Raw genomic sequence first — 23341 nt, forward strand, 5'->3', positions numbered from 1 at the left:
CCGACGTGGTGCGCTCAGGGGGCGATCGGCAGCTGACGCTTGTGCTCGGTCAGCTCGTAGCGGCGCACGATGGAGGCGAAGGCGGCGGCCGAGACCGGCTTGCCCTCCAGGAAGTCGTCGATCTCGTCGTACGTGACGCCGAGTGCGTCCTCGTCGGGCTTGCCCGGGTCCAGGGTCTCCAGGTCGGCCGTGGGGACCTTCCACACCAGCTCGCCCGGGGCGCCGAGCTCGGCGGCGACCGCGCGGACGCGGCGCTTGGTGAGGCCGGTGAGCGGGACGACGTCGGCGGCGCCGTCGCCGAACTTGGTGAAGAAGCCGGAGACGGCCTCCGCGGCGTGGTCGGTGCCGACGACGAGACCGTCCTGGGCTCCGGCGACCGCGTACTGGGCGATCATCCGCTGGCGTGCCTTGATGTTGCCCTGCACGAAGTCCTGGTGGCGGGCGTCGCGGAAGGCCACCCCGCCGGCGACGCAGGCATCGAGGGCCGCGTCGCTCGCCGCCTTGACGTCCACGGTGAGGACCTGGTCGGCCTGGATGAAGCCCAGGGCGGTCTGCGCGTCCTTCTCGTCGGCCTGGACGCCGTACGGCAGGCGCATCGCGTAGAAGGTGGCGTCGTGACCGGCGGCGCGGGCCCGCTCCACGGCGAGCTGGCAGAGCCGGCCCGCGGTCGTGGAATCGACGCCTCCGCTGATGCCGAGCACGAGGCACCGCAGACCGGTGGAGGTGAGGCGCTCGGCGAGGAACGCCACCCGGCGCTCGATCTCCGCCTTCGGGTCGAAGGTCTCGGAGACCTGGAGGTCCCGGGCGATCTGCTGCTGGAGGGCGGTGGACGCCGGGTCGGTCACGGAGGGCTCCTCGTCAGGTTCGGTCGGCGGCGGCTCGGCGGGGTGCGGTGCTCCGCCCGTGGGTGCCGGGGCCGCGCGCCGTCGGGTCTACGGGGTCGACTCTACGCACCGGGACCCGGCGCCGTCGTCCTGACCTGCTGGTCCCGGCGGCGGGCCTCCGTTCCCGGACCCGGCGCCTCGTGGCGGGAGGGTGTCCACGCGCGCGCGGGACCTCGTCGGCGCCCGGTGCCGCTCCGCTCCCGGCCGACGGCCCCCGCGCCGCCCCGCACGGCCCTTCACGCCTGCCGGGGCCCGCGGAGCGCCCGGTCGAGGCCGTCCTGAGGAGGACCGGTGAGGGCGCGCACGAAGATCTCCTCGTACGCGGGCTCGCCGATGGTGGCGCGGACGGTGTCCGTGTACTTCTCCCGCAGCGCCCGCAGGCCCGGCAGTCCGCGCCGGGGCTGGCCCGTGGCACGCCAGTAGGCCTCCCCGGTGCCGGACACGTCGGCGGCCCGCTCGCCGTCGCCGGCCGCCGCGAGGGCGGTGGCGAGCACGTCGAGACCGAGGGCCACGCCGAGGCTCGCCCCGAGGCGGCGGGTGCCTTCGAGCATGGCGCGGGCGTGGCCCGCCGCGGTGGCCGGGTCGCCCTCCAGGAGGCCGGTGAGGGCCAGCTGGTACTCCAGGGCGGTTCGGGTCCAGTGCTCGTCGATCCCCTCGCACAGGGCGCGCAGGGCGAGGGCCCGCTCCCGGGCCTCGGCGAGCCGGCCGAGGCCGGTGAGGGCGAAGACCCGCACGAGGTGGCAGCGGAGCCGGGCGGCGGAGTCGGCGGGGCCGCCCCGGGCGGCGTCGAGGACGTGGCCCACGATGACGTACGCGGCCATCGGCCGGCCGGTGGTCAGGGCGAGGAGCCCGGCGAGGGCGGCGGCGTCGAGCGTCAGGTCACCGGGCCGCCCCGCACCGACGCTCCCCGGCCGTTCGCCGTCCTCGTCGTCCGGCCGGCCGGCGTCCCGTGCGCGCCCGGTCTCCCGTTCCGTGCTCTCGGTGTGTTCCGCGTACCGGGCCTCGCGGGCGCAGCGCTCGCTGACGTCCTGGGCGGGGCCGGACTCGCCCTGGAGGACGAGGGTGACGCCGAGTGCCCACAGGGCGCGGGCCCGGACGCGGCCGCGGGCCTCGCTGAGGAGGAGGGCCTGTTCGAGGCCGTCGCGGGCTTCGCGCAGGCGACCCCGGCAGGACCAGGCGAAGGCGACGGAGCCGACGAGGTCGAGGGCGGCGTCGGGGTCGGTGCGCAGCAGCCGGTCCAGCGCGGTGCGCAGGTCGGTGTGGTGGGCGTCGACGGTCCGGTACCAGCGCAGTTGGCGGGCGCCGTGCCATTCGCTCTCCGCCCGGCGGGCCAGACCGCGGAAGTGCGCGGCGTGGCGGGCGGCGACGGCCCCGGTCTCCCCGGTGCGGTCCAGCCAGGTCGCCCCGTACGCGCGGATCGTGTCGAGCATCCGGTGTCGCCCGCCCGCGTCCGGGGGGCGTACGACGCAGGCGCGGACGAGCCCGGCGAGCGCGTCCGGCAGGGTCGCCCGGTTCAGCGGGCCGCCGGCGCACACGGCGGTCGCCGACGCCAGGTCGAAGGGGCCCCGGAAGACGGAGAGACGGGCCCAGAGGAGCCGTTCGAGCGGTGCGCTCAGCTCGTGGCTCCAGCCGATGGCGGAACGCAGGGTCTGGTGGCGGCTCGGCCACACCCGCTCGGGGTGGACGAGCAGGTCGAAGCGGGCGCCGGGCGGGGCGTCGAAGCGGGTGCCGAGCTGGTCGCGTACGGCTTCGACGCCCTGGAGGCGGATCTGCGCGGCGGCCAGTTCCAGGGCGAGCGGGATGCCTTCGAGGCGTACGCAGATCTCGCCGGCGGGGCCGGCCGCGGGGAAGTCCTCCCCTGCGGCGCGCCGGAGCAGCTCAAGGGCGTCCCGTCCGGAGGGCGGCAGCGGGTCGAGGTGGACGACGCGCTCCCCCGCGACGCCGAGGGGGAGCCGGCTCGTGGCGAGCACGGTGAGTCCGGGGGCGGCGGCGAGGAGTTCGGTGACGAGCCGGGCGCAGGGTTCGGCCAGGTGCTCGCAGGAGTCGAGGACGAGCAGCAGCCGGTCGTGGGCGAGGCGGCGGCGGAGACCGGTGGTCGCCATGCCGGGGGTGTGGTCCGACAGGTCGACGGAGTCGGCGACGAGTGCGACGAGCAGCCGGTCGCCGTCGAGCGGGGTGAGGTCGGTCCACCAGGCCCCGTCGGGGTAGCGGTCGGCGGCGCGGTGAGCGGCGCGCAGCGCGAGCCGGGTCTTCCCGACTCCCCCGACGCCGGTCACGGTGACGAGGCGGTGCTCCGCCAACGCGGCGGAGATCCGCTCCAGTTCCGTGCGGCGTCCCACGAAACCGGGGTTCTCGTCCGGAAGATGTCCACGCACGCGAGCAGTCTCTCTCATGACGGCCGCGAACGGGCCTCCAGGACGGCTTCGTTACGCACCTTCGACCGTCACGACCACCGAGTGCCACCCCTGCGCGCCGTCGGGCATCGTGGGGGTGCGCCGTTCGGGCTGGGTGGCGCCGGTGCCGTCGGTGGCGCGGACGGTGAGGGTGTGTCGGCCGGGGGTGGCCGTCCAGGGGTACGTCCACTGGCGCCAGGTGTCACGGCTGTCCTCGGCGGCGAGCCGGGCGTCCTGCCAGGGGCCTTCGTCGATCCGTACCTCGACGCGCCGGATGCCCCGGTGCTGGGCCCAGGCGACGCCGGCGACCGTGACGGTACCGGCGGCGGGGCGGCCGAAGGGGCGGGGGGTGTCGATGCGGGACTGGGTCTTCACGGGGGCCTGGGCGGCCCAGCCGCGCGGGACCCAGTAGGCGTCGTAGGCGTCGAAGGTGGTGAGCTCGATGGACTCGATCCACTTGCAGGCGGAGACGTAGCCGTACAGGCCGGGGACGATCATGCGGACGGGGAAGCCGTGGGTGAAGGGCAGGGGTTCGCCGTTCATGCCGAAGGCGAGGAGGGCGTCACGGCCGTCCATGATGTCCTCGACGGGAGTGCCGATGGTCATGCCGTCGACGGAGCGGGCGACGAGCTGGTCGGCGGGGCCGCCCTCGGAGGGCGGGCGGACGCCGGCCTCGCGGAGCAGTTCGGCGAGGGGGATCCCGAGCCAGCGGGCGTTGCCGACGTAGGGGCCGCCGACCTCGTTGGAGACGCAGGCGAGGGTGATGTCCCGCTCGACGGTCCTGCGGGCCATGAGCTCCCGCAGGGTGAGGGTGAGGTCCCCGCGCACGCCGGTGCCGTGGAGACGCAGCCGCCAGCGGTCGGCGTCGACCTTGGGGACGACGAGCGCGGTGTCGACGCGGTAGAAGTCGCGGTTGGGCGTGACGAAGGGGCTGATGCCGGGGACGCGGAGCCGCGCTCCCGCGGGGACGGGCGGGGCCGGGGAGGCGGGGCGGGGCAGTCGTACGGCCGCGCGGGAGGCGACGGCGTTCTCCTCCACCGGTGAGGTGACCGTCCGGCCGAGGGCGGCGGCCCCGGTCGCGGCGAGTCCGGTGGAGGCGGCGACGATGAGGAAGCGCCGCCGGTCGGGGCGGGTCGCTCCGGTCTTCGGGGGTGTCGGGGTGAGCAGGCCGGTCAGGGCGTACAGCAGGACCGCGCCGACGACGGCGCCGATGAGGGAGGGCACGGCGTCGAGGGCGGAGTCGGAGTCGGGGCGGGTGACGGCGGCGAGGGCCCCGAGGAGGCCGAAGGCGGCGACGGCGAGGGCGCCGAGCCGTCGGTGGCGGAGTGCCAGCAGCCCGATGCCGAGGGCGAGGAGGGCCAGGAGGACCAGGATGCCGAACTGGAGGACGGTCTTGTCGCTCTCGCCGAAGGTGCGGATCGCCCAGTCCTTCAGGGCTGCCGGGGTCCGGTCGACGACGGCGTCGCCGATGGCGAGGACGGGGCCCGCCTCGGGTCGTACCCGGGAGGCGACGAGATCCGCGACGGCGAGCGAGACGTACGCGGCGAGGAGGCCGCCCAGCGCGGCGAGGAGCCGGTCGGTACGGGTGGGCTCGCGGTCCGTGTCCCGTGGGGTCCCGCTGGTCCTGGTGGCGTTCATGGTGGGTACTTCGGCACCCGGCGGTCGCCGGATGGGTGTCTTCACCCGGGCGGCGTAGCTTCGGCGGATGCGGGGCGGCGCGGTCGGAGGACGCCCGGGCTGCGGCGTCAGCGGGTGCGGGGCGGGGTGTCGTGGCCGTCCAGGTGCTCGCCCGGGGTGGCGAGTTCTTCGACGGCGCCGGCTCCGACGACCGCGCCGCTGGACTTCTTGCCGCGCCGCAGCCGTCCTTCGAGCCGGGAGGCGAAGGTGGTGAGGGCGAAGTTGAGGATGACGAAGATGACGGCGACGACCGTGAAGCAGGCGATGGTGTTGGCTCCGTAGTTGGCGCTCAGGGGGCGGACGGAGGCGAGGAGTTCGGAGAAGCCGAGCATCGCGCCGCCGAGGGCGGTGTCCTTGACGATGACGACGAGCTGGCTGACGAGCGCGGGCAGCATGGCGGTGACGGACTGCGGGAGGAGCACGTACGCCATGGTCTGGCCCTTGCGCATGCCGATGGCCTTCGCCGCGTCGGTCTGGCCGACGGGGAGGGCGAGGATGCCGGCGCGGACGACCTCGGCGAGGACGGAGGCGTTGTAGAGGACGAGGCCGGTGACGACGGCGTACAGCGGGCGGGTCTCGGGGCTGATGGCGGCGAACTCGGAGTAGGCCGCGTTGGCGAACAGCATGAGGATCAGGACGGGGATGGCCCGGAAGAACTCGACGACGGTGCCCGCGGCGCCCCGGAGGGCACGGTGGTCGGAGAGGCGGGAGATGCCGAGGAACGCGCCCAGGGGCAGGGCGATCACCATGGCGAGCGCGGCGGCGATCACGGTGTTCCTGAGGGCGGGCAGGACGTAGGTCTCCCAGACGCGCGGGTCTGTGAAGAAGGGCGCCCACTTGGCCCATTCGAGCTGGTTCTTGTCGGCGAGGCTCACCGTGACCCACCACACGACCGCGGCGAGGGCGGTGAGGAACAGCAGGGTGTAGAGGAGGTTGCGCCGCCGGGCGCGGGGGCCGGGGACGTCGTAGAGGACGGTCGGTCCGGTCTTCACCGCCTCACCGCCGCCTTCTTGGCGACCCAGCCGAGGAAGAGCCCGGTGGGCAGGGTGAGGCAGATGAAGCCGACGGCGAAGATGGCGGAGATGAGGATGAGTTGGGCTTCGTTCTCGATCATCTCGCGCATCAGCAGAGCGGCTTCGGCGACGCCGATGGCGGCGGCGACGGTGGTGTTCTTGGTGAGGGCGATGAGGACGTTGGCCAGCGGGCCGACGACGGAGCGGAAGGCCTGGGGGAGCACGATGATCCGCAGGATCTGGGGGAAGCTCAGCCCGATGGCGCGGGCCGCCTCGACCTGCCCCAGGGGGACGGTGTTGATGCCGGAGCGGATGGCCTCGCAGACGAAGGCGCTGGTGTAGGCGATGAAGCCGAGGACGGCGAGCCGGAAGTTGATGGTGGTGAAGCGGTCGGCGCCCAGGCTGACCCCGAGGGTCTGGAAGAGGCCGAGCGAGGTGAAGACGATGATGACGGTGAGGGGGATGTTGCGGACGATGTTGACGTAGACGGTGCCGAAGCCCCGCATCAGGGGGACGGGGCTGACCCGCATGGCGGCCAGCAGCGTCCCCCAGATCAGGGAGCCGATCGCGGAGTACACGGTGAGCTGCACCGTCACCCAGAAGGCTCCGAGCAGGTCGTACCCCTGCAGGAAGTCGAACACGGCGACCCACTCACTTCACGACGACGCCGATCTTCGGTGCGGGTTCGCTCTGGTAGCCGGCGGGGCCGAAGTTCTTCTTCACCGCCGCGTCCCAGGAGCCGTCGGCGACCATCTTCTCCAGGGCCGTGTTGATCTTGGCCTTGAGGTCGCTGCCCTTCTGGACGCCGATGCCGTAGTTCTCGTTGCTCATCTTGAAGCCGCCGAGCTTGAACTTGTCCTTGAACTGGCTCTGCGAGGCGTATCCGGCGAGGATCGAGTCGTCCGTGGTGACGGCGTCGATGACGCCGTTCTCGAGTCCGGTCAGGCACTCGGAGTATCCGCCGTACTCCTGGAGCTGGGCGTCGGGGGCGATCTTGTCCTTCACGTTCTGCGCGGACGTCGAGCCGGTGACCGAGCAGAGCTTCTTGTTGTTCAGGTCGGACGGCTGCTTGACGGAGTCGTCGTCGGCGCGGACCAGGACGTCCTGGTGGGCCAGGAGGTAGGGACCGGCGAAGTCGACCTTCTCGGCGCGCTCGTCGTTGATGGAGTACGAGGCGGCGATGAAGTCCACGTCACCGCGCTGGAGCAGCGTCTCCCGGTCCGCGCTCTTGGCCTCCTTCCACACGATGTCGGACGGGTCGTGGCCGAGTTCCTTGGCGACGTACGTGGCCACGTCGACGTCGAAGCCGGTGTAGGTGCCGTCGGGGGTCTTGAGGCCGACGCCGGGCTGGTCGAACTTGATGCCGACGGTGATCTCGTCGCCGCCGTGGTCGCGCGGCACGGCGCCGGCCGCTCCGCTCGCGAGTCCTGCGGAGGTGACGGAGAGGACGACGGCGGCGGCGACGGCCACGGCGGCCCTGCCGGTCCTGAGCGGGTTCATGATCATGAGGATCACCCCTGGGGGCTGCTGGTCGGGCGACGGCCGTGGCTCGACGGCCGGCCGCGGCTAGTGGTGGAGGATCTTGGAGAGGAAGTCCTTGGCGCGGTCGCTGCGCGGGTTGCCGAAGAACTCGTCCGGGGTCGCCTCCTCGACGATCCGGCCTTCGGCCATGAAGACGACCCGGTTGGCGGCGGAGCGGGCGAAGCCCATCTCGTGGGTGACGACCACCATCGTCATGCCGTCCCTGGCGAGTTGCTGCATGACCTCCAGGACCTCGTTGATCATCTCGGGGTCGAGCGCGGACGTCGGCTCGTCGAAGAGCATCACCTTCGGATCCATGGCGAGCGCGCGGGCGATCGCCACGCGCTGTTGCTGGCCACCGGAGAGCTGAGCCGGGTACTTGTCCGCCTGCGAGGCGACGCCGACCCGGTCCAGGAGGGCGCGGGCGCGCTGCTCGGCCGCCTTGCGGTCCTTCTTGCGGACCTTGATCTGGCCGAGGGTGACGTTGTCGAGGACCGTCTTGTGCGCGAACAGGTTGAAGGACTGGAAGACCATGCCGACGTCGGCGCGCAGGGCCGCCAGTTCCCGGCCCTCGGCGGGCAGGGGGCGTCCGTCGACGACGATCTCGCCCTTGTCGATGGTCTCCAGGCGGTTGATCGCCCGGCACAGCGTCGACTTCCCCCCGCCCGACGGCCCGATGACGACGACGACCTCACCGCGGTGGACCGTCAGGTCGATGGACTGGAGGACGTGCAGCGTGCCGAAGTGCTTGTCGACGGCGCGCAGCACGATGAGCGCGTCGCCGCTGTCAGGGACGGGCATGGCACCCTCCTGGCTCGCGCCCCCGCTTGCCGCTGGCTTCTCACGTTCATGCTCCGCCCTCCGTCCGCGCCCCGCACGCCGGAGGGGGCGCGCGCCGGGGCGGCCTGGCGGACACTGGGGAGAGGAGCCAGTGCGCGAGGAGGGTCCGCCATGAGAAGTGCCGCACCCAAGGTCAGCACGTTGCCGACGGAGCACCGGGAGCGCCTGATGGCCTTCGCCGAGGACGTGTACTTCGACTCCGGTCACCGACTGTTCGAGGAGCAGCAGCACGCCGACCGGTTCTGGATCGTGAAGACGGGCGCGGTGACGCTCGACGCGAAGGTGCCCGGCCGCGGGTCGCCGGTGATCGAGACCCTGCGTCACGGGGAGCTGGTCGGCCTGTCGTGGCTGTTCCCGCCGTATCTGTGCCAGTCGGGGGCCGAGGCGATGACGCCGGTACGGGCGTACGAGTTCAACGCCCCGGCCGTCCGTTCGATGTGCCGCTCGGACACGGAGTTCGGCGCCTCGGTCATGTTCTGGGTGGGCGCCATCCTGGCCCACCGCCTCCAGGTGACGCGGGTCCGCCTCCTCGACCTGTACGCCCCGCACGGGAGCGGCATCCTCGCCTGAGGCCCACGGGCGCTCTCCGGGAGCGGGACGGTACGGTGGGAGCGGTCGGCGGGCCGGGCCCGCCCGTCGCCGGCCTCCTCCCCCGCTCCGGCGACGAGCTGCGAGGCCAGGCATGAGCCAACCGACTTCGGCACGCGAGGCGATCGCCCTCGTCTGTGGCGACGACTTCTCCGAACTTCCCTTCACCGAGGGCCCTTTGGCGGCTGACGGACCGCTCGGCTGGCCCGGCTACTCGGCCGCTCACGCCCGCGCCTCCGCCCGTACCGGCGAGACCGAGTCGGTGGTCTGCGGTACGGGTGTGGTGGGCGGGGTGCCGGTGGTCCTCATCTCGTTCGAGTTCGGGTTCCTCGGCGGTTCCATCGGCGAGCGGACGGGGGCGCGTGCCGCCGCCGCCCACGCGCTGGCCCGTGCTCGACGGCTGCCCGTGGTCGTCCTGCCCGCCACCGGCGGCAGCCGGATGCACGAGGGCATGCGCGCCCTGCTCCAGCTCCAGTTCCTGGCGGGCGAGTCCGCTCTCACCCGGGCCGCGGGGCTGCCGCAGCTCGCCGTCCTGCGGGATCCGACGACGGGCGGCGGCTGGGCCACGCTCGGCGCCGGGTCGGACGTCGTCCTCGCCCTGCCGGGGGCACAGGTCGCCTTCGCGGGTTCCCGTGTCCGCCCGCCTGACGCGGACCCCGCCGCGTACACCGCGGAGGCGCAGCTCGCGCACGGCCACATCGACGCGATCGTGCCTCCCTCCGCGCTGCGTGACACCCTCGGCCGCTGGCTCTCCCTGCTCACCCGCCCCGCCGAGGGCCCGGTCCCGCCGCCACGCGCACTCGGCGATCCGGGTGCGCCGCCCTCCGCGAGCGGCCGGGAGGCGGTGGCGCGCGCACGGCACCCCGGGCGGCCCCGGGCCGGGGCGTACCTCGACGCGGGGTTCACCGTGCGTGAGGAGATCTCGGGCGACCGCTGCGGCGGGGTCGACCCGGGTATGCGGTGCGGATTCGGACGGCTCCCCGACGGCCGTACCGTCGCCTACGCCGCCCAGTGCGGTACGGCGACCGGGCCGGCCGGCTTCCGGACGGCGGCCCGGCTGGTACGGCTCGCGGACCGGCTCGGCATCCCCGTCCTCACGCTGATCGACACGCCGGGGGCGGCCAACGACCCGGCGGCGGAGCGCGCGGGTGCGGGCCCCGCCATCGCCGACCTGTTCGCCGCCGTCGCCTCCGCGAGCGTCCCCCTCACGTCCCTCCTCATCGGCGAGGGCGGTTCGGGTGGCGCGCTCGCCCTCGCCGCGCCCGGCAACCTCTGGGCCACACCCGACAGTTACTTCTCCGTGATCGCCCCGGAGGCGGCCGCGTCCATCCTGAAGCGCCCACCGGAGGACTCGGGCACGACGGCGGACCATCTGCGCCTGCGGCCGCAGGACCTCGTCGCTCTCGGGGTCGTCCGCGGCGTCGTCCCGGCGTAGGCCGGCCTGCCACTCGGACAAGAGTGCGCGAGAACAATCAGAGCCCGTGATGATGACGCTTGACACATTCCGAGCGCCTCCAGCTCACCCGCCGCTCTTGTGCTGGCTGGACCGATCTGCGGCGAGGCGGGGGCGCGGGACCCGCCCGACAGGAGATCGTCAGATTCCGGGCCCGTACCCCGGATCGGGGTCCTGCCGCGGGTGCCACACGGTGGAGACGCCCCAGAGGCCGAGCCCTGCGACGACGACACAGACGAGCAGCGCGGCCCACGGCCGCAGCCACCGCGTCGCCGCCGCCCAGGTCAGGGGCGGAACGAGGACGCCGGCGAGAAGGATCAGCGGGACGTCGACGAGGATGACGCTCCAGTCCCGGGCGTGCGCCTCGAATCCGCCGTCGATGCTGAACGCCGCTCGGGGCAGCGCGAAGGCCCCGGCCACGACGACTCCGACGATCGCCAGCGCACAGCCGATGGCGCTCTCCGCCGGGCCGCCGGGGTCGTCGCTGTCGTCGACGTCGCCGTCGTCGCTGTCGTCGGCGTCCTCCGGGTCTTCGGCCATGGGGAGGGGTGCGTTCTCGCTCATGTCCGCGAGGGACGCCGACCGCGCCCACCACGGTTCCCCACGCGGGGCACGGCTGGCCGAACGGGCGGCCGCGGGTGACCATGGAGGACGGGACCCGACCGGGAGGCACGCAGGGCTGGGAGGCACCCGTGGCGCACACCGGCACCACCACCGACGTACTGATCGTGGGCGCGGGACCTGTCGGTCTGAGCGCCGCCGGGGAACTCCGTCGCCACGGGGTGCGCTGCCGCCTCGTCGAACGACTGCCGGCCCGGCTGCCGTACGCCAAGGCGGTCGGGATCCAGCCGCGCACCCTGGAACTGTGGGACCGGATGGGCCTCGTCCGCGCCGTGCTTGAGGCCGCGGTCCCGATGCGGGGCCAACTGACCTATGTCAACGGGCGCGAGGCGGCACGGATCGACCTCGAACTGCCTCCCGAGGTGCCGTACGGATTCGCCGCGCTGCCTCAGTACGAGACCGAGCGCCTCCTCGAGGAGTACCTCGCCGGTCTGGGGACGGTCATCGAACGCGGCACGGAGCTGACCTCGTTCGAGCAGGACGCGGACGGCGTCACCGCGCGCCTCCGCACCGCGACGGGGGCCGACGAGGAGCTGCGGGTCCGCTACCTGATCGGCTGCGACGGCGCGCACAGCGTCGTACGCAAGACGCTGGGCCTGTCCTACGAGGGCGGTGCGTTCCCGGAGTCGTACATGCTGGGCGACGTCGTGGCCGAGAGCGACTGGGATCTGCCCGACGGGTACGCCCTCCGCTCCGAGCACCGCGCCGCCGACGGTTCGACCGATGACGTGCTGGTCTGCATCCCGCTGCCGGGGGCGGGGCGCTACCGGATGTCGATGAGGGTGCCGCCCGACCTGGCGGATCGTGCCGCTGCGCAGGCGGAGTCCGGCCGCGTCGCTCACGGCCTCCAGGGCGGGGACGGCCCGGACCTGGCCCGTCTCCAGGCCGTCGTCGACCGGCTCGCTCCGCGTCCCACCCGGCTCTCCGACCTGCGCTGGTCCTCGGTCTTCCGCATCAGCCACCGCATCGTCGACCGCTACGGCGCGGGGCGGGTCTTCGTCGCGGGCGACGCCGCCCACATCCATCCGCCCACCGGCGCGCAGGGCATGAACACGGGCGTCCAGGACGCCGTCAACCTGGGCTGGAAGCTCGCCCTCGTGGTACGCGGCGAGGCCGGGCCCGCGGTGCTCGCCAGTTACGACGCCGAGCGCCGTCCGGTGGGCGAGGAGGTCGTCGGCCGTACCGTCCGGCATTCCGCCCGCGGCTTCGAGAACGACCCCGACGACCGGCGGACCGTGATCCTCCGGGAGGCGCAGCTCCTCGTCGGCTACCGCGACGGTCCGCTCTCGGGCATGCCGTACGGCCCGGTCGACGCGCCGCAGCCGGGTGACCGCGCCCCGGACTGCGCCGGGCTTACCACGTCCGTCGCCGCCTTCCCCCTGCGTCTGCTCGACGTCCTGCGCGGGCGCGTCGGGCACGTCGTCCTGTTGTACGGGGCGGAGGTCGCCGCCCTGGCCGGGGCGACGGCGGACGCGAGGGAGGCCGGCGGCGACGCCCTCACCGTCCTCGCCGTGCTGCCTCGGGAGGCCTCGGGGCCCGCGCAGGCGCCGCCCGACTCCCTCGGGGTGCCGACATATCTGGATGCCGCCGGGGAGTTCGCACAGCTCTACCGCCCCGAGGGCGACACCGGCTTCCTGGTACGCCCGGACGGGCAGCTCGCCGCCCGGTTCCCACTCGGCGGCACCACGGCCGCCCTGTCCGACTACCTCAGGACGCTGACCGCCTGAGCCGCCCCGCGACCCATGACCCGGGCGTCGGGCGCCGGACGCCGGGCACTGGACGCCGCACGCCGGACGCCGGCGGAGCCGGTCGGCTCACCCCTCGGGCGGTCGGGCCTCCTCCGTCGTCCCGCGGGCCTTCCGTAGCGCCGTGTGGACCGACCAGACCACCGAGACCAGCGGCACCGCGACCACCGCGCCCACGATGCCCGCCGCGATCGAGCCCGCGATGACCGAGATCGCCACCACCAGGGGATGCAACCGTACGGCCCAGCTCATCACGAGCGGGTGCAGGAGGTGCCCTTCCATCTGGCCGATCACGACGATCAGGGCGACCACGATCCCCGCCACCAGCGGGCCCTGGGACGCCAGGGCCACGACGGCGGCGACGGCGAGGGCGATCGGTGAGCCGATCAGCGGAATGAACGCGGCCAGGAATTCGAGCAGGGCCAGCGGTACCGCGAGCGGGACGCCGAGGAGCCACAGCGCGACGCCGACGAGCACCGCGTTCACCGCCGCCACCAGCACGATCCCGTGGGTGTAGCCGGTGAAGGTGCGCCAGGCCGCCCGCCCGCCGACCGCCACCCGGTCACGGGCCGAGGGGGGCAGCTGTGCCTGGAACCACACCCACTGCCGGTCCCCCGAGTGGATGAAGAACACCGCGCAGAACAGCGCGAGGGCCAGGGTCGTCAGGACGGCCACCACATGGCCCGCTCCGCTCAGCGCCTCACTGACCAGGGTCGAACGGTGACTGGAGACGAACGCGCCGACCTTGTCCTGGAGGCCGGTCAGGGCGCCCGGGTCCAGCCGGAACGGCGGCCGTTCCAGCCAGTCCTCGATCCTGCCGAGGCCGTCCCGGAACTCCCGTACCAGGGTCGTGCGCTCGCCCGCGACCGCCTCACCGACCAGCGTGAGCGCACCGAGGACCAGCGCGACGCTCCCGAGCAGCGTGAGGGCGACCGCCGGCGGGCGTGGCAGCCCCCGGGCCACCACGTCGGCGACGGGGCGCAGCAGCGCGGTGATCACCAGGCCGAGGAACACGGCCACGCCGACCTCGTGGAAGCGTCCGAGGACCGCGAACAGGCTGTAGACGAGCGCGCCGACGACGAGCAGCCGCCACGCGTAGGCGGCGGCCGTACGAAGGAGGGGGGTCACCGTCGGTGGTGTGCCTGGCTGCATGGCGGACGACGTACCACCGCAGGCCCCCTCCCCCACACCCGCGGGGACACATTCGCCCGACACGCGCGCGGGATTCGCCCGACCGGGGCTGACGAGCGACGGCTCCCGGCTCCGGGCCACGGCAGGGTTCCCCGGCGAGCGCCCGCCGTCAGGACCTCGTACGCGGTGCCGACGACGCCGGTTCCGACAGCGCCGGTGCCGACAGCGCCGGTGCCGACGACGCCGGTTCGGACAGCGCCGGTGCCGACAGCGCCGGCGCCGACGAGGGCGGGAGCGGCGCGATCGTGGTGGGTGCCGTGGCGGCCACCGCTGCCACGGCCGTCCGGTCGTGGTCCGTCCATTCGAGGAGCGTCAGGTCGTTCCGGCCGGCCTTCAGGCGGGCCTCGGCGCGGACCCACAGCCGGAGCAGCTCCGGGCCGGGGTCCGGCCGGGCGGTGGCCTCGCGGAGGTCGGCTTCGGGCAGCAGGCGCCGCAGGACCCTCAGGGGGCCGGGGCGACGGGTGGACGGCTCCACGTCGATGCCGATCGCCCCCGGGCCGACGGCCGCCGCGACCACGCCGTCGGCGTGGCTCAGGCTGATGCCCACGCCGGGGTGACCGCGCAGGTACGGGCGTCCGTGTCCGTGCCGTCCGCAGGTGGGGCACAGCTGGTCAGGAACCGACTCGTCCCACGCCAGGCCGGTGAAGCGGGCCACGCACAGCCGGGCCAGGAGCCGGGCCGCCGTCACGTCGTCGCGGCGGGCGGGCAGGCGTATGCCCGCGAGCCGGCGCCGTTCCCAGGGTGCGAGCAGGCCCTCGTGCAGCTCCGGGCGGTCGAGGACCTCACGGGTGGTCGCCACCACGGCCAGGCCCGTGCGGTCGTGGCCGTCCCGGCCGCCCGCCGGGCGGAGGCTCACCGGACGGCGTCGCTCAGGAAGCGCCGGCGGACGCGCGAGAGCGTGCGGAAGTCGTCGATGGTGACGTCCTGGAGGTCGATGGGGGCGCCGGACAGGTCCTCCAGGAGGTCGATGAACTCGAGGAAGTCCATGGAGTCGATGAGACGGGCCTCGATGAGGTCCTCGTCGGCGTCGATCGGGCCGTCGAGGCCGGGGTTCTTCTCGTGCAGCCACGCGGCGATGCGTTCCATGGGGCGGGGTCGCTCCTTACTGGTGTTGCGGGATACGTGAGGGCCGTGTCTCAGAGGCGGGCGTCGCGGAGACGGACCAGGGCCTGCCCGGGGGTGCCGTGGGCGAGGATCATCGCGTGGATCCAGCGCTCCAGGCCGAAGGCGACGCAGGCGCTGTACGCCGGTCCTTCCGACCCGGCGCGGATGTCCAACCGCTCGCCGAAGAAGTTGCGGTGGCGGTTCACGGAGGCGATGGCGGTTCCGTCGGGGGCGCAGAACTCGTGCTTGACGGGGTCGAGAGCCATCAGCCGGGCCCGGGAACCGCCCTTGTCGTAGAACGGGTCGTCGGCCACGGCCCTGTTCAGTTCGAGACCGAGGCGCGCGGCCGCCTCCAGGATGAACTCCGCCCCCCGGTCGAGGTGTTCGAGGGCACCCTGCTTGGTGCCGAGGTACAGGACCTCGCGCATGTGGAAGCCCCAGAGCCGGCGCAGCCCGTCGTAGTGGGTCTCGTTGCGGAAGCAGCGGCCGGAGGCGGAGAGGCGGAGACCGTCCTCGCCGACGTCCCGGCCCTCCAGGGAGAGCAGGAGTCCGTAGCAGGTGGCGGACGGCAGCAGGTGGCCGGTCGGCCGGAGCGGCAGCTCTCCCGGTGTCCCGCCGGCCGCGAGCCCGTCGAGTGCGTCGGGGGCGAAGCGCCCGGCGGAGACGCCGAGATGGGGGAAGTTGCGGAAGAAGTCGAGTCGCGCCAGGCCCTCCACGGACAGCAGCGGCGGGCCGACGACCTCGGGCGCGGACAGCCGTGCGGCCAGTCCGGTGAGCAGCTCGTCCAGACCGCGCAGGAGCGCGGTGTGGACCGGGTCGAGGGTGATCAGGCCCGCACCGGGACTCCGCAGACCGCCGTCCGGCAGAGCTGTGGCGCTGGATGTGCTCATGGATACCGCTCCCTGTGTGCTGGGCGTGGCGAACAGTCGAGGGTGTCGGTCGGATGGGGGCGGCACGCATGCCGACTGATACGCCATCAGGAACCGGACTGCGCAGGGGGACAGTAGGCCAGCCCCGCGGATATTGTCTAGACCAAAGCTACCCGGCCGGCGGACCTTGCCGAGCGACGACCGGAGGGATCCGGCCAACCAACTCCGCATATTGAGATGGCACTTGACAACAGCTATGGTCTAAACCAATTCTGCTGAAACGGCATGGCGCCCCGCTGCTCCTCGCCGGCAGCTCCCGCACCCCGCGCCGTGTCGTAGCCGTCCGTCCGCACCGTCCGTCGATGCCGTCCACCACCGGCCCCCCGCCGGGGGTCGCCCCGTGCTGTCCACCCGCCGGGCAGCCTCCCCGACTCCCGCTTCGGAAGGACCCCATGGACTCCCGCTCTGGAGGGACCACATGACGACCCCCGCTCCCGACCGTTCCCGGCCCAGGCCCGGGCCGCGCCTCCACCGCGCCGCCTCGGACCGGCCGTACTTCAGCGCGGACGGCGAGTCCTACCTCGCGCAGACCACCCTGCGGGAACTGACGAAGACACGGCCGCTGCGGGTGCTCTCCGAGGAGGACTTCGCCCACTGGCAGACGTACGGCTACGTGATCGTCCGCGAGGCGGTCCCTGCGGAGGCCGCGCGGCGTCTGCTCGACTTCACCTGGGAGTTCCAGGGCCTGGACCCCGAGCGGCCGGACAGCTGGTACGAGGACCGGCCGTTCCGTTCCGAGCTGGACCGGCAGCTGCACGTGTACGGCTTCGTGGAGGCGTACCACCACCAGCTCCTCTGGGACAACCGGCAGGCCCGGCGGGTCTACGACGCCTTCGTGGACGTGTGGGACTGCGAGGAGCTGTGGGTCACCCAGGACCGGCTCAACCTCAACCCGCCCAACATCAGGAACCGGGACCGCGCCCTGATCGAGCCCACGGACCGGGGCTTCGACATCGAGCTGCACTGGGACATCGACACCACGCTCGGCGTCCCGCCGCAACGGGTGCAGGGCATCATCGCGCTCAACGACACCCGGCCCGAGTCGGGCGGATTCCAGTGCTGCCCCGAGCTGTTCCGGCGCTTCGACGAGTGGAAGGTCGGCGCACCGGCGGACCGGGACCCCCTCCGCCCCGCCGTGGACCGGACGGAGTACCCCGTCGTACGGCCCGACCTGCACCCCGGCGACCTGCTGATCTGGAACGGCCTCCTCGCGCACGGCGTGGCCCGCAACACGTCCCGGGACCAGGTGCGGGCCGTCCAGTACCTGTCGATGATGCCCGCCCTGGAGGAGCACGAGCGGCTGAGGCGGTCCCGCGTCGACGCGTGGCGGCACCTGCGGACCCCGCGCTGGAACCGGACCCTGGTCGGCGACCCCGTACGCCACGAGTCCGAGCGGTACCCCACCGCCACCCTGAACGCACTCGGGAGCCGGCTGCTCGGACTCACCTCGTGGAGCGACACGAGCGATACAGGTGGAACGGGCGATACAGGAGACGCAAGCGGGGAGCCGGCGTGCGCCGTGTCTGTCTGACCCTGCCCACCGACCGGGCCTGCGCCGCGACCCTGAGGGCCGTGGCCGAGGAAGCGGCCTACGGCGCGCGTCACTTCGGCGTCGAGATGCGTCTGCTCGTCCTGGACTCCTCGGACGCCCCCGTGCTCGCCGAGCACCGGCGGGTGGTGGCTTCGCTGCCCCCGATGCCCGGTGTGGTCGTGCACCACCTCGACGAGGACGAGCAGCGGGCCTTCCTGCGGGAGGTGATCGCCGGGTCCGGCGTCCCCGGGCCGGACCGGGTGCTGGACCTGATGCTGCCGACGCGCGTCTCCTACGGGGCCTGCACCAACCGCGCCTTCCTCATCGCGGAGGCGCTCGGCTGCACCTCGGTGCACCGCAGGGATTCGGACAGCCGGTACCAGTACCTCGACGGCGAACCGGTCTTCCCCCTCCACCACGAACTCACGGCGCTCGGGCGGCGCGCTGCCGACGTGGTGAGCCTGGTGTCCCGGAGCAGGCTCGACCCGGCGTACGCGGATCGCCGGGTGGCCATGGTCGGCGGCTCCTTCATCGGCGAGATGTCCGTGGACGTGGCCGAGATCCGGCGGCTCGACCCGGCCGTCTACGAGGACGTCGTCGGCCTGTCGATCCCCGCCGGCTATCCGGAGGTATGGCGCAGGAACCTGATCGACGAGTCCTTCCGGGGCGCCGGAACCGCCGCGTTCACCGGCGACCGCACCACGCTCACGCGCGTCAGCCCGACCCGCGTGGACATGTGCAACATCGCCTTCGACCGCGAGGTCTACGGCCGCGTCCCGCTGCCGCCCGCCACCGACACCATCGGCAGCGACTACTTCCTCCTCCACCTGGTCCACGACGCGGGCCTGCCGGGGGTCCTGCACAACAGACACATCGTCAATTTCCATACCGCTGAACGTCGCTCGGACGAAGGCTTCCTCTCCTACCACCTGCGGTTCGCCAAGTTCCTGCTCTCCTCCCCGCACCTCAGCCACGTGTACGCCCGGACGAAGGAGGCGGGCGACGGCCTGCTCGACGCCGAGGGCCATGTCCGGTCGGCGGCCGTCGCCGGGTTCGCGAGGGACAGCACCCGGGTGGACCGGGCGGAGAACGTCGAACGGCTCGACGTCCTCGACCGCTCGTACCGCACCCTGGGCGGCCGTTACGCCACGGCGGCGGAGCTGCTCGCCGCCCGCCGTGACCGGCTGATCGACGAGGCCCGGCAGGACATGGAGGAGTTCGCCTTCCTGACCGAGGCCTGGGAAGCGCTGACCCGGGCAAGCCGCGCGTCCTCGTATGCGAGGCACCCGAACCACCCGACGCACCCGGGGCATCAGGGGCGCCCGATGCGTTCGGACACCCCCCACGCCCGCACCCTCACCGTCCGGTACACGGGCGGTACGGAGCGCCGGGGCCCCGTCGCGATGGGGCAGGCCAACATGATCCGCTGCATGCTGCGGGACGAGCCCGCCCACATCAACATCCACGATGTGTGGCCGGTTCCCGCAGGGACACCGGCGGAGGCGGCGATCGACGCCCTGCGCGAGCTCGTCGTACGGCACGAGGCCCTGCGGACGACGTTCCCGGACGCGGCAGGCGGCGCACCCCGCGAGCAAGCGGTGCACGCGGACGGCGAGTTCACCCTGACCGTTCTCGATCACGAGGAACTTCCCCGTGAAGCGGCAGCGCACGCAGAGTCGTTGGCCCGTGAGGCCCGGGGCGAACGGTTCCGGCTCGACCGGGACTTCCCCCTCCGGATCTCCCTCGTCGCCCGGTCCGGCGCACCCGTGTTCGTGGCCCTCGCGGCGAGCCACGCCGTGACCGACGTCAGCGCGCTCGCCGTACTGAAGGAGGAATGGCTGACCCTGCTCGCCGGGGACGCGCTCCCTCCCCTCACCTCCCTGACCCCGCTCGAACTCGCCACGGAGGAGGCGTCCGCCGCCGGCCTCCGGAAGTCGGAGGCGTCGCTGAGGCATTGGGAGCGGATCATCCGCACCGGACCGCAGGCCATGTTCGCGGAGCCGGGCGCCGAGGGCACCGAGGTGCGCGTGCCGCAGCTCACCCTCCGGTCCCGGCGGGGCGCGCGGGCCCTGGCACTCGTGGCGGAACGCACCGGCGGGCTGCCGTCCACCGTGCTGCTGACCGCGTGGTGCGCGCTCGTCGCCCACCGTACGGATCAGGCCACCTGCGTCGCCGCGGTCCCCACCTCCAACCGCTACCACCCCCGGCTCGCCCGCTCGGTGAACACCGTGTCCCAGGACGCCCTGCTCTCGCTCGACGTCCGGGTACCGACCTTCGACGCACTGCTGCGCAAGGCCTGGGGAGCGGCGCTCAACGCCTACCGGCACAGCCAGTTCGACGCGGTCGCCCTGTGGGAGATGATCGGGCGCGTCACCCACGAGCGGGGCAGCGGGTTCGCACGGGACGTCGTCTTCAACGACGTCAGCACGCTCCCCGCCAGGGTCGCCACGGTGTCCGCCGCGGCCGACGGCGGGACGGCGGACGGACCGGGCGCGGCGGCGCCGGAGCTGGAGCTGGAATGGGGCCCGGAGCAGGTCCTGCCGACCCGGGTCCTGACCTTCGTCCACGCGATCGAACCGATCGTCCACCTCGGGATGTGGGCCGATCCCGCCCTGTTCGGGCCGGAGGAGGCGGAGGGCTTCCTGAGGGGCCTCGTACGACTCCTGGAGGCGGCCGCCACCGAGGACGTACCCCTCGCCTCCCTGACCGAGGTGACGGGAGTGCGGCCGGTCGAGCGCGGTCCGGGGTGGTGCCTGGTCGACGGTTCCTGGACGTCGCCGCCCCTCGTGGCGGAGACGCTCGCCAAGGCTCTGGGCGGGCTTCCCGTCCACGTCACCGTGGAGGGCGACCCGGGCACGGACCCGGCGCAGTCGGCCCCCGGGCAGGGCACGGACCCGGAGGGGCCGTCACCCGGACCGACGCCGGCGCTGACCGCGTACATCGCCGCCGGCGGCACCCCGCTGACCCCGGCGGACGCGCACACCGCGCTGATGGACGTCCTTCCCGGCCGTCCGGGCGTACTGGCTCCGCGCCGGTACGTGATCGTGCAGGACCCGCCGGTGGAGGCGGACCGGAGCAGCGACTGGCTCCGGCAGCGGATTCTCGTGGAAGGGACCGGCCGGGAACGGCGGATGTGACATGACGATGAACGAGGTGACCGCGCGACGGGAGAAGGGCACTCCTCCCAGCCCCTGGCGGTCGAGTCGCTTCCGGCTGTTCTTCACCGCCCGCAGCACGTCGCTCCTCGCCGACGGCATGCTGATGGTGTCGCTGACGACCGCCGTGCTCGGGGCGGGCTACGGCGCTGCCGGTGTCGGGTACGCGCTGGCCGCGTGGATGGCGCCGATCGTGCTGCTCGTCCTCTTCGGCGGGGTCCTCGCCGATCGCTTCACACCGCAGGTGATGATGGTCGGCGCCGACGTGGTGCGGATGGCGGCGATGCTCGCGCTCGCGGTGCTGCTCGTCGCCACGGACGTCCGGCTGTGGCAGATCATGGCGTTGCTGGCGCTCAGCGGCGCGGCGACCGCGATGTTCCAGCCTGGTCTTGCCAGCCTGGTTCCCCAGGTCGCCGAGGACATCCAGCGGGCGAACGCGCTCCTGCGTGTCTCCGAGGCGATCTGCACCCTCCTCGGCCCCGGCCTGGCCGGTCTCCTCGTGGCCTACTGGGACGTGGCGGGCTCCTTCGTCGTCATCGCGGCGGCGTACGCGCTCAGCGCGCTCGGCCTGGCGCCGCTGCGCAGGCTGGGCACCGCGAGGGACGAGAGCGACGACCCGATGTGGCACCGGCTGGCCACGGGGTGGCACGAGTTCCGGTCCCGTGGCTGGCTGTGGGGGGTCATCGCCGTCTGGGCGGTGTACGGCCTCTTCGTCTTCGGCCCGGCTCTCCCGCTGGGCGCGGCGCTGCTCACGGAACAGCACGGGGCCAGCGGATACGGCTGGATCGCGTCGGCCGACGGCGCCGGCACGGTCGTGGGCGGCCTGCTCGGCATGCGTGTCCGGCCTCGGCGTCCGCTGGTCGCCGGGGCCTGCGCGATGTTCTTCTTCACTCTCAACCCCCTTGCTCCTGCACTGGGTTGGTCCTTCACCGCCACGGTGCTCACCGGGGTCGTGGCGGGCTGCGGGTTCGCCTTCTGGGGGGTCATGTGGGCGACGAGCGTGCAGTCCCACATCCCGCTGGCCGTCCTGAGCCGTGTCTCGGCGTACGACGTGGCCGGTTCCATCATGGTCATCCCGCTGGGCCGGGCCCTGGCCGGCCCGGCGGCCGACTCCTTCGGCGCGGACCGCGTGCTGTTGTTCTCGTCGGTCGTGGGCGTCGTGTGCATGGGCGTGATGCTCTGCGTTCCCGCCATCCGCGCCCTGGGGCGAAGTCCCGAGGAGACGGGCCGGCCGGCGGTGACGTAGCGGCCGCGCGGTGGTGCGCCGGGCATGTTTCGCGACCACCTGGGCAGTGGCACGGCGGAGAGGTGCGGGGGAAGACCTGCAAGGCGGTGACCGGTCGTGATCGACACGGACTTCGAGTTGTTGGACATCTCCTTGTACACGGAGGAGCCGGACCGCCGTGTGGTGCCCCTGCGGGGCCTGGACGCGCCGGACACACCCGAGATCCCGGAGGGGGCGGTGGTCAGCGTAGGACTCACCTTCCGTCTCGGCCGCGAGATCGAGGGGCTGGCGTTCGAGGACAGCCGTCACCACGAGGGGCTCGTGCTCGCGACCGTGCGCACGGTACTGGGCGGCTTCCGGGCGGGTGGTCCGTACGAGGTGAGGCTGCAGCCGGAGCGACTCCCTGTGGGACGGGTGCATCGCGGGGTCTACGAGCTGATCGGCCGCTTCACCGACGGTGACGGACGTGAACTGGGGGTGGCCCGCCATCGGATCCGGGTGGTGCCCCAGCCGGCGGCGTACAAGCGACGTGCCGTGACGACGGCCCCCGGCCCCGCCCAGCGGCTCTCCGGAGCGCCCGGCGGGAGCCTGGCGTGGTGAGACGGGGCGGCGTTCGTCCGCACTCCGTTCGTCCGTCCGTCGACCGCGGCCGGCGCGTCGCCGAGGGTGTCACCCCGTGGTGGGCGCGTGGTCAAGGGTGAAGAGTCCGCCGTCGGGGTCGCGGAGCGTGATCTGGCGCTTGTCCCCCCACTCCTGGCCGGTGACCGTGCTGCCACCGTTCTCCAGGGCGAGGGCGACCGCCGCGTCCAGGTCGGGCACCTTGAAATGGACGAGCCAGCGCGGTCGGAGCTGTGGTTTCGGTGCGGCTCGCTCGATCGGGCCGCTGTTGAGCCGGGCCACAGGGCGCCCCCGCCGCCGCAGCACGACCTGGTCCTCCTCGTACGAGGTGTCGCAGGAGCCGTCGCTGTCGTTGTCGCCCCAGCCCAGCACCTCGCCGTAGAAGAGCGCGGCGTCGAACGCGTCGGCCGTGTGGAGTTCGAGCCAGGCCGGTGAGCGCTCCGCACCGACGCTCCAGTCGGCCAGCACTTCCCCGTCCCAGACCCCGAACACGGCGCCCTCCCGGTCGGCCACCAGCGCCGCTCTGCCGCCGGCCGGGAACGACACGGGGCCCACCCCGACCGTGCCCCCTCGCTCGCGTACCCGCCCGACCGCCTCGTCGGCCTGGTCGACGGCGAAGTACGGGGTCCAGGCCACCGGCACGGCGAACTCCCCGGCGACCGCCCCGATCCCGGCCACCGGTACGCCGTCGATCTCCGCCACCGAATAGGCCCTGCCGAAACGGCCCTCCCGGAAGGACCAGCCCAGCACCGCACCGTAGAAGCGCTCCGCCGCCTCCCGGCCCCGGGCCGCGAGACTGAGCCAGCAGGGGGCCCCGATCACATCCGCTGCCACCAGAACCACCGGACTCCTC

General features: G+C 73.3%; 20 protein-coding genes and 1 pseudogene. 8 read left to right on the forward strand and 13 right to left on the reverse strand.

Translation table 11 applies throughout. The features are described from left to right. Positions 1 to 14 precede the first annotated feature (14 nt). From nadE to ACFWV2_RS23860, 7 genes are all read right to left on the reverse strand, one after another. Positions 15 to 845, reverse strand: a complete 831-nt coding sequence (nadE, locus tag ACFWV2_RS23830; RefSeq protein WP_384407427.1) for an ammonia-dependent NAD(+) synthetase — start codon at positions 843 to 845, stop codon at positions 15 to 17. 275 nt (positions 846 to 1120) lie between these two features. Beyond that, positions 1121 to 3277, reverse strand: a complete 2157-nt coding sequence (locus ACFWV2_RS23835; protein WP_384407429.1) for an ATP-binding protein — start codon at positions 3275 to 3277, stop codon at positions 1121 to 1123. Positions 3278 to 3310: 33 nt separating this feature from the next. Next, a complete protein-coding gene (locus ACFWV2_RS23840; protein WP_384407431.1) occupies positions 3311 to 4915 on the reverse strand; it encodes a molybdopterin-dependent oxidoreductase in 1605 nt (534 codons plus the stop codon). 107 nt (positions 4916 to 5022) lie between these two features. Continuing rightward, the gene (locus ACFWV2_RS23845; RefSeq protein WP_384407433.1) at positions 5023 to 5946 is read right to left on the reverse strand and encodes an amino acid ABC transporter permease; all 924 of its coding nucleotides are present in this window, start codon (positions 5944 to 5946) and stop codon (positions 5023 to 5025) included. Beyond that, complete coding sequence (locus ACFWV2_RS23850) at positions 5943 to 6608, reverse strand: amino acid ABC transporter permease (RefSeq protein ID WP_384407435.1); 666 nt, start codon at positions 6606 to 6608, stop codon at positions 5943 to 5945. Before ACFWV2_RS23850 ends, ACFWV2_RS23845 begins: the two co-directional genes overlap by 4 nt. A 10-nt stretch (positions 6609 to 6618) precedes the next feature. Beyond that, positions 6619 to 7467 carry a glutamate ABC transporter substrate-binding protein gene (locus ACFWV2_RS23855; RefSeq protein WP_384407437.1) on the reverse strand — a complete coding sequence of 283 codons (849 nt, stop codon included), beginning with the start codon at positions 7465 to 7467 and terminating at the stop codon, positions 6619 to 6621. 66 nt (positions 7468 to 7533) lie between these two features. Then, a complete protein-coding gene (locus tag ACFWV2_RS23860) occupies positions 7534 to 8289 on the reverse strand; it encodes an amino acid ABC transporter ATP-binding protein (RefSeq protein WP_384407439.1) in 756 nt (251 codons plus the stop codon). A gap of 150 nt (positions 8290 to 8439) precedes the next feature. Between ACFWV2_RS23860 and ACFWV2_RS23865 the strand changes: the two genes are divergently transcribed. Together ACFWV2_RS23865 and ACFWV2_RS23870 are read left to right on the forward strand one after the other, a co-directional pair. Further along, positions 8440 to 8898 carry a cyclic nucleotide-binding domain-containing protein gene (locus ACFWV2_RS23865; RefSeq protein ID WP_360790343.1) on the forward strand — a complete coding sequence of 153 codons (459 nt, stop codon included), beginning with the start codon at positions 8440 to 8442 and terminating at the stop codon, positions 8896 to 8898. Positions 8899 to 9010: 112 nt separating this feature from the next. Further along, positions 9011 to 10351 (forward strand): carboxyl transferase domain-containing protein, encoded by a 1341-nt coding sequence (locus ACFWV2_RS23870; protein ID WP_384407441.1) that lies wholly within the window; start codon positions 9011 to 9013, stop codon positions 10349 to 10351. 159 nt (positions 10352 to 10510) lie between these two features. Here ACFWV2_RS23870 and ACFWV2_RS23875 read toward each other — a convergent pair whose 3' ends face one another. Beyond that, positions 10511 to 10933, reverse strand: coding sequence for a hypothetical protein (locus ACFWV2_RS23875; RefSeq protein ID WP_384407443.1), 423 nt, complete (start codon positions 10931 to 10933; stop codon positions 10511 to 10513). Between the two features lie 128 nt (positions 10934 to 11061). Between ACFWV2_RS23875 and ACFWV2_RS23880 the strand changes: the two genes are divergently transcribed. Continuing rightward, on the forward strand, positions 11062 to 12717 hold the full coding sequence (locus ACFWV2_RS23880) for an FAD-dependent monooxygenase (protein ID WP_384407445.1): 1656 nt from the start codon (positions 11062 to 11064) through the stop codon (positions 12715 to 12717). Positions 12718 to 12804: 87 nt separating this feature from the next. On the opposite strand, the gene ACFWV2_RS23885 is transcribed toward ACFWV2_RS23880, so the two are convergent. The 4 genes from ACFWV2_RS23885 to ACFWV2_RS23900 all read right to left on the reverse strand — a co-directional run bounded on the left by ACFWV2_RS23885 (position 12805) and on the right by ACFWV2_RS23900 (position 15920). Then, positions 12805 to 13887, reverse strand: coding sequence for an AI-2E family transporter (locus tag ACFWV2_RS23885; protein WP_384407447.1), 1083 nt, complete (start codon positions 13885 to 13887; stop codon positions 12805 to 12807). 148 nt (positions 13888 to 14035) lie between these two features. Beyond that, positions 14036 to 14782, reverse strand: coding sequence for a 4'-phosphopantetheinyl transferase family protein (locus tag ACFWV2_RS23890; RefSeq protein ID WP_384407449.1), 747 nt, complete (start codon positions 14780 to 14782; stop codon positions 14036 to 14038). Then, the gene (locus ACFWV2_RS23895; RefSeq protein ID WP_384407451.1) at positions 14779 to 15012 is read right to left on the reverse strand and encodes an acyl carrier protein; all 234 of its coding nucleotides are present in this window, start codon (positions 15010 to 15012) and stop codon (positions 14779 to 14781) included. The genes ACFWV2_RS23890 and ACFWV2_RS23895 overlap by 4 nt, the downstream gene beginning before the upstream one ends. A 50-nt stretch (positions 15013 to 15062) precedes the next feature. After that, a complete protein-coding gene (locus ACFWV2_RS23900; RefSeq protein WP_384407453.1) occupies positions 15063 to 15920 on the reverse strand; it encodes a hypothetical protein in 858 nt (285 codons plus the stop codon). A 457-nt stretch (positions 15921 to 16377) separates the two neighbouring features. Here ACFWV2_RS23900 and ACFWV2_RS23905 point away from each other — a divergent pair, with 457 nt between their 5' ends. The 5 genes and pseudogenes from ACFWV2_RS23905 to ACFWV2_RS23925 all read left to right on the forward strand — a co-directional run bounded on the left by ACFWV2_RS23905 (position 16378) and on the right by ACFWV2_RS23925 (position 22470). Then, positions 16378 to 17490, forward strand: coding sequence for a phytanoyl-CoA dioxygenase family protein (locus ACFWV2_RS23905; RefSeq protein WP_384407455.1), 1113 nt, complete (start codon positions 16378 to 16380; stop codon positions 17488 to 17490). Beyond that, a pseudogene (locus tag ACFWV2_RS23910) lies at positions 17472 to 18758 on the forward strand (DUF6271 family protein); the annotation flags it as partial. The gene ACFWV2_RS23905 and the pseudogene ACFWV2_RS23910, both read left to right, overlap by 19 nt. 57 nt (positions 18759 to 18815) lie before the next feature. Further along, positions 18816 to 20627 (forward strand): condensation domain-containing protein, encoded by a 1812-nt coding sequence (locus ACFWV2_RS23915; RefSeq protein WP_384407652.1) that lies wholly within the window; start codon positions 18816 to 18818, stop codon positions 20625 to 20627. Position 20628: 1 nt separating this feature from the next. Beyond that, positions 20629 to 21891, forward strand: coding sequence for an MFS transporter (locus tag ACFWV2_RS23920; protein ID WP_384407457.1), 1263 nt, complete (start codon positions 20629 to 20631; stop codon positions 21889 to 21891). 96 nt (positions 21892 to 21987) lie between these two features. Then, positions 21988 to 22470 carry a hypothetical protein gene (locus ACFWV2_RS23925; RefSeq protein WP_384407459.1) on the forward strand — a complete coding sequence of 161 codons (483 nt, stop codon included), beginning with the start codon at positions 21988 to 21990 and terminating at the stop codon, positions 22468 to 22470. A gap of 69 nt (positions 22471 to 22539) precedes the next feature. Here ACFWV2_RS23925 and ACFWV2_RS23930 read toward each other — a convergent pair whose 3' ends face one another. Continuing rightward, a complete protein-coding gene (locus ACFWV2_RS23930; RefSeq protein WP_384407461.1) occupies positions 22540 to 23331 on the reverse strand; it encodes a VOC family protein in 792 nt (263 codons plus the stop codon). Positions 23332 to 23341 lie beyond the last annotated feature (10 nt).

This window comes from Streptomyces sp. NPDC058671 (assembly GCF_042716475.1).
In the GTDB taxonomy this organism is placed as follows: domain Bacteria; phylum Actinomycetota; class Actinomycetes; order Streptomycetales; family Streptomycetaceae; genus Streptomyces.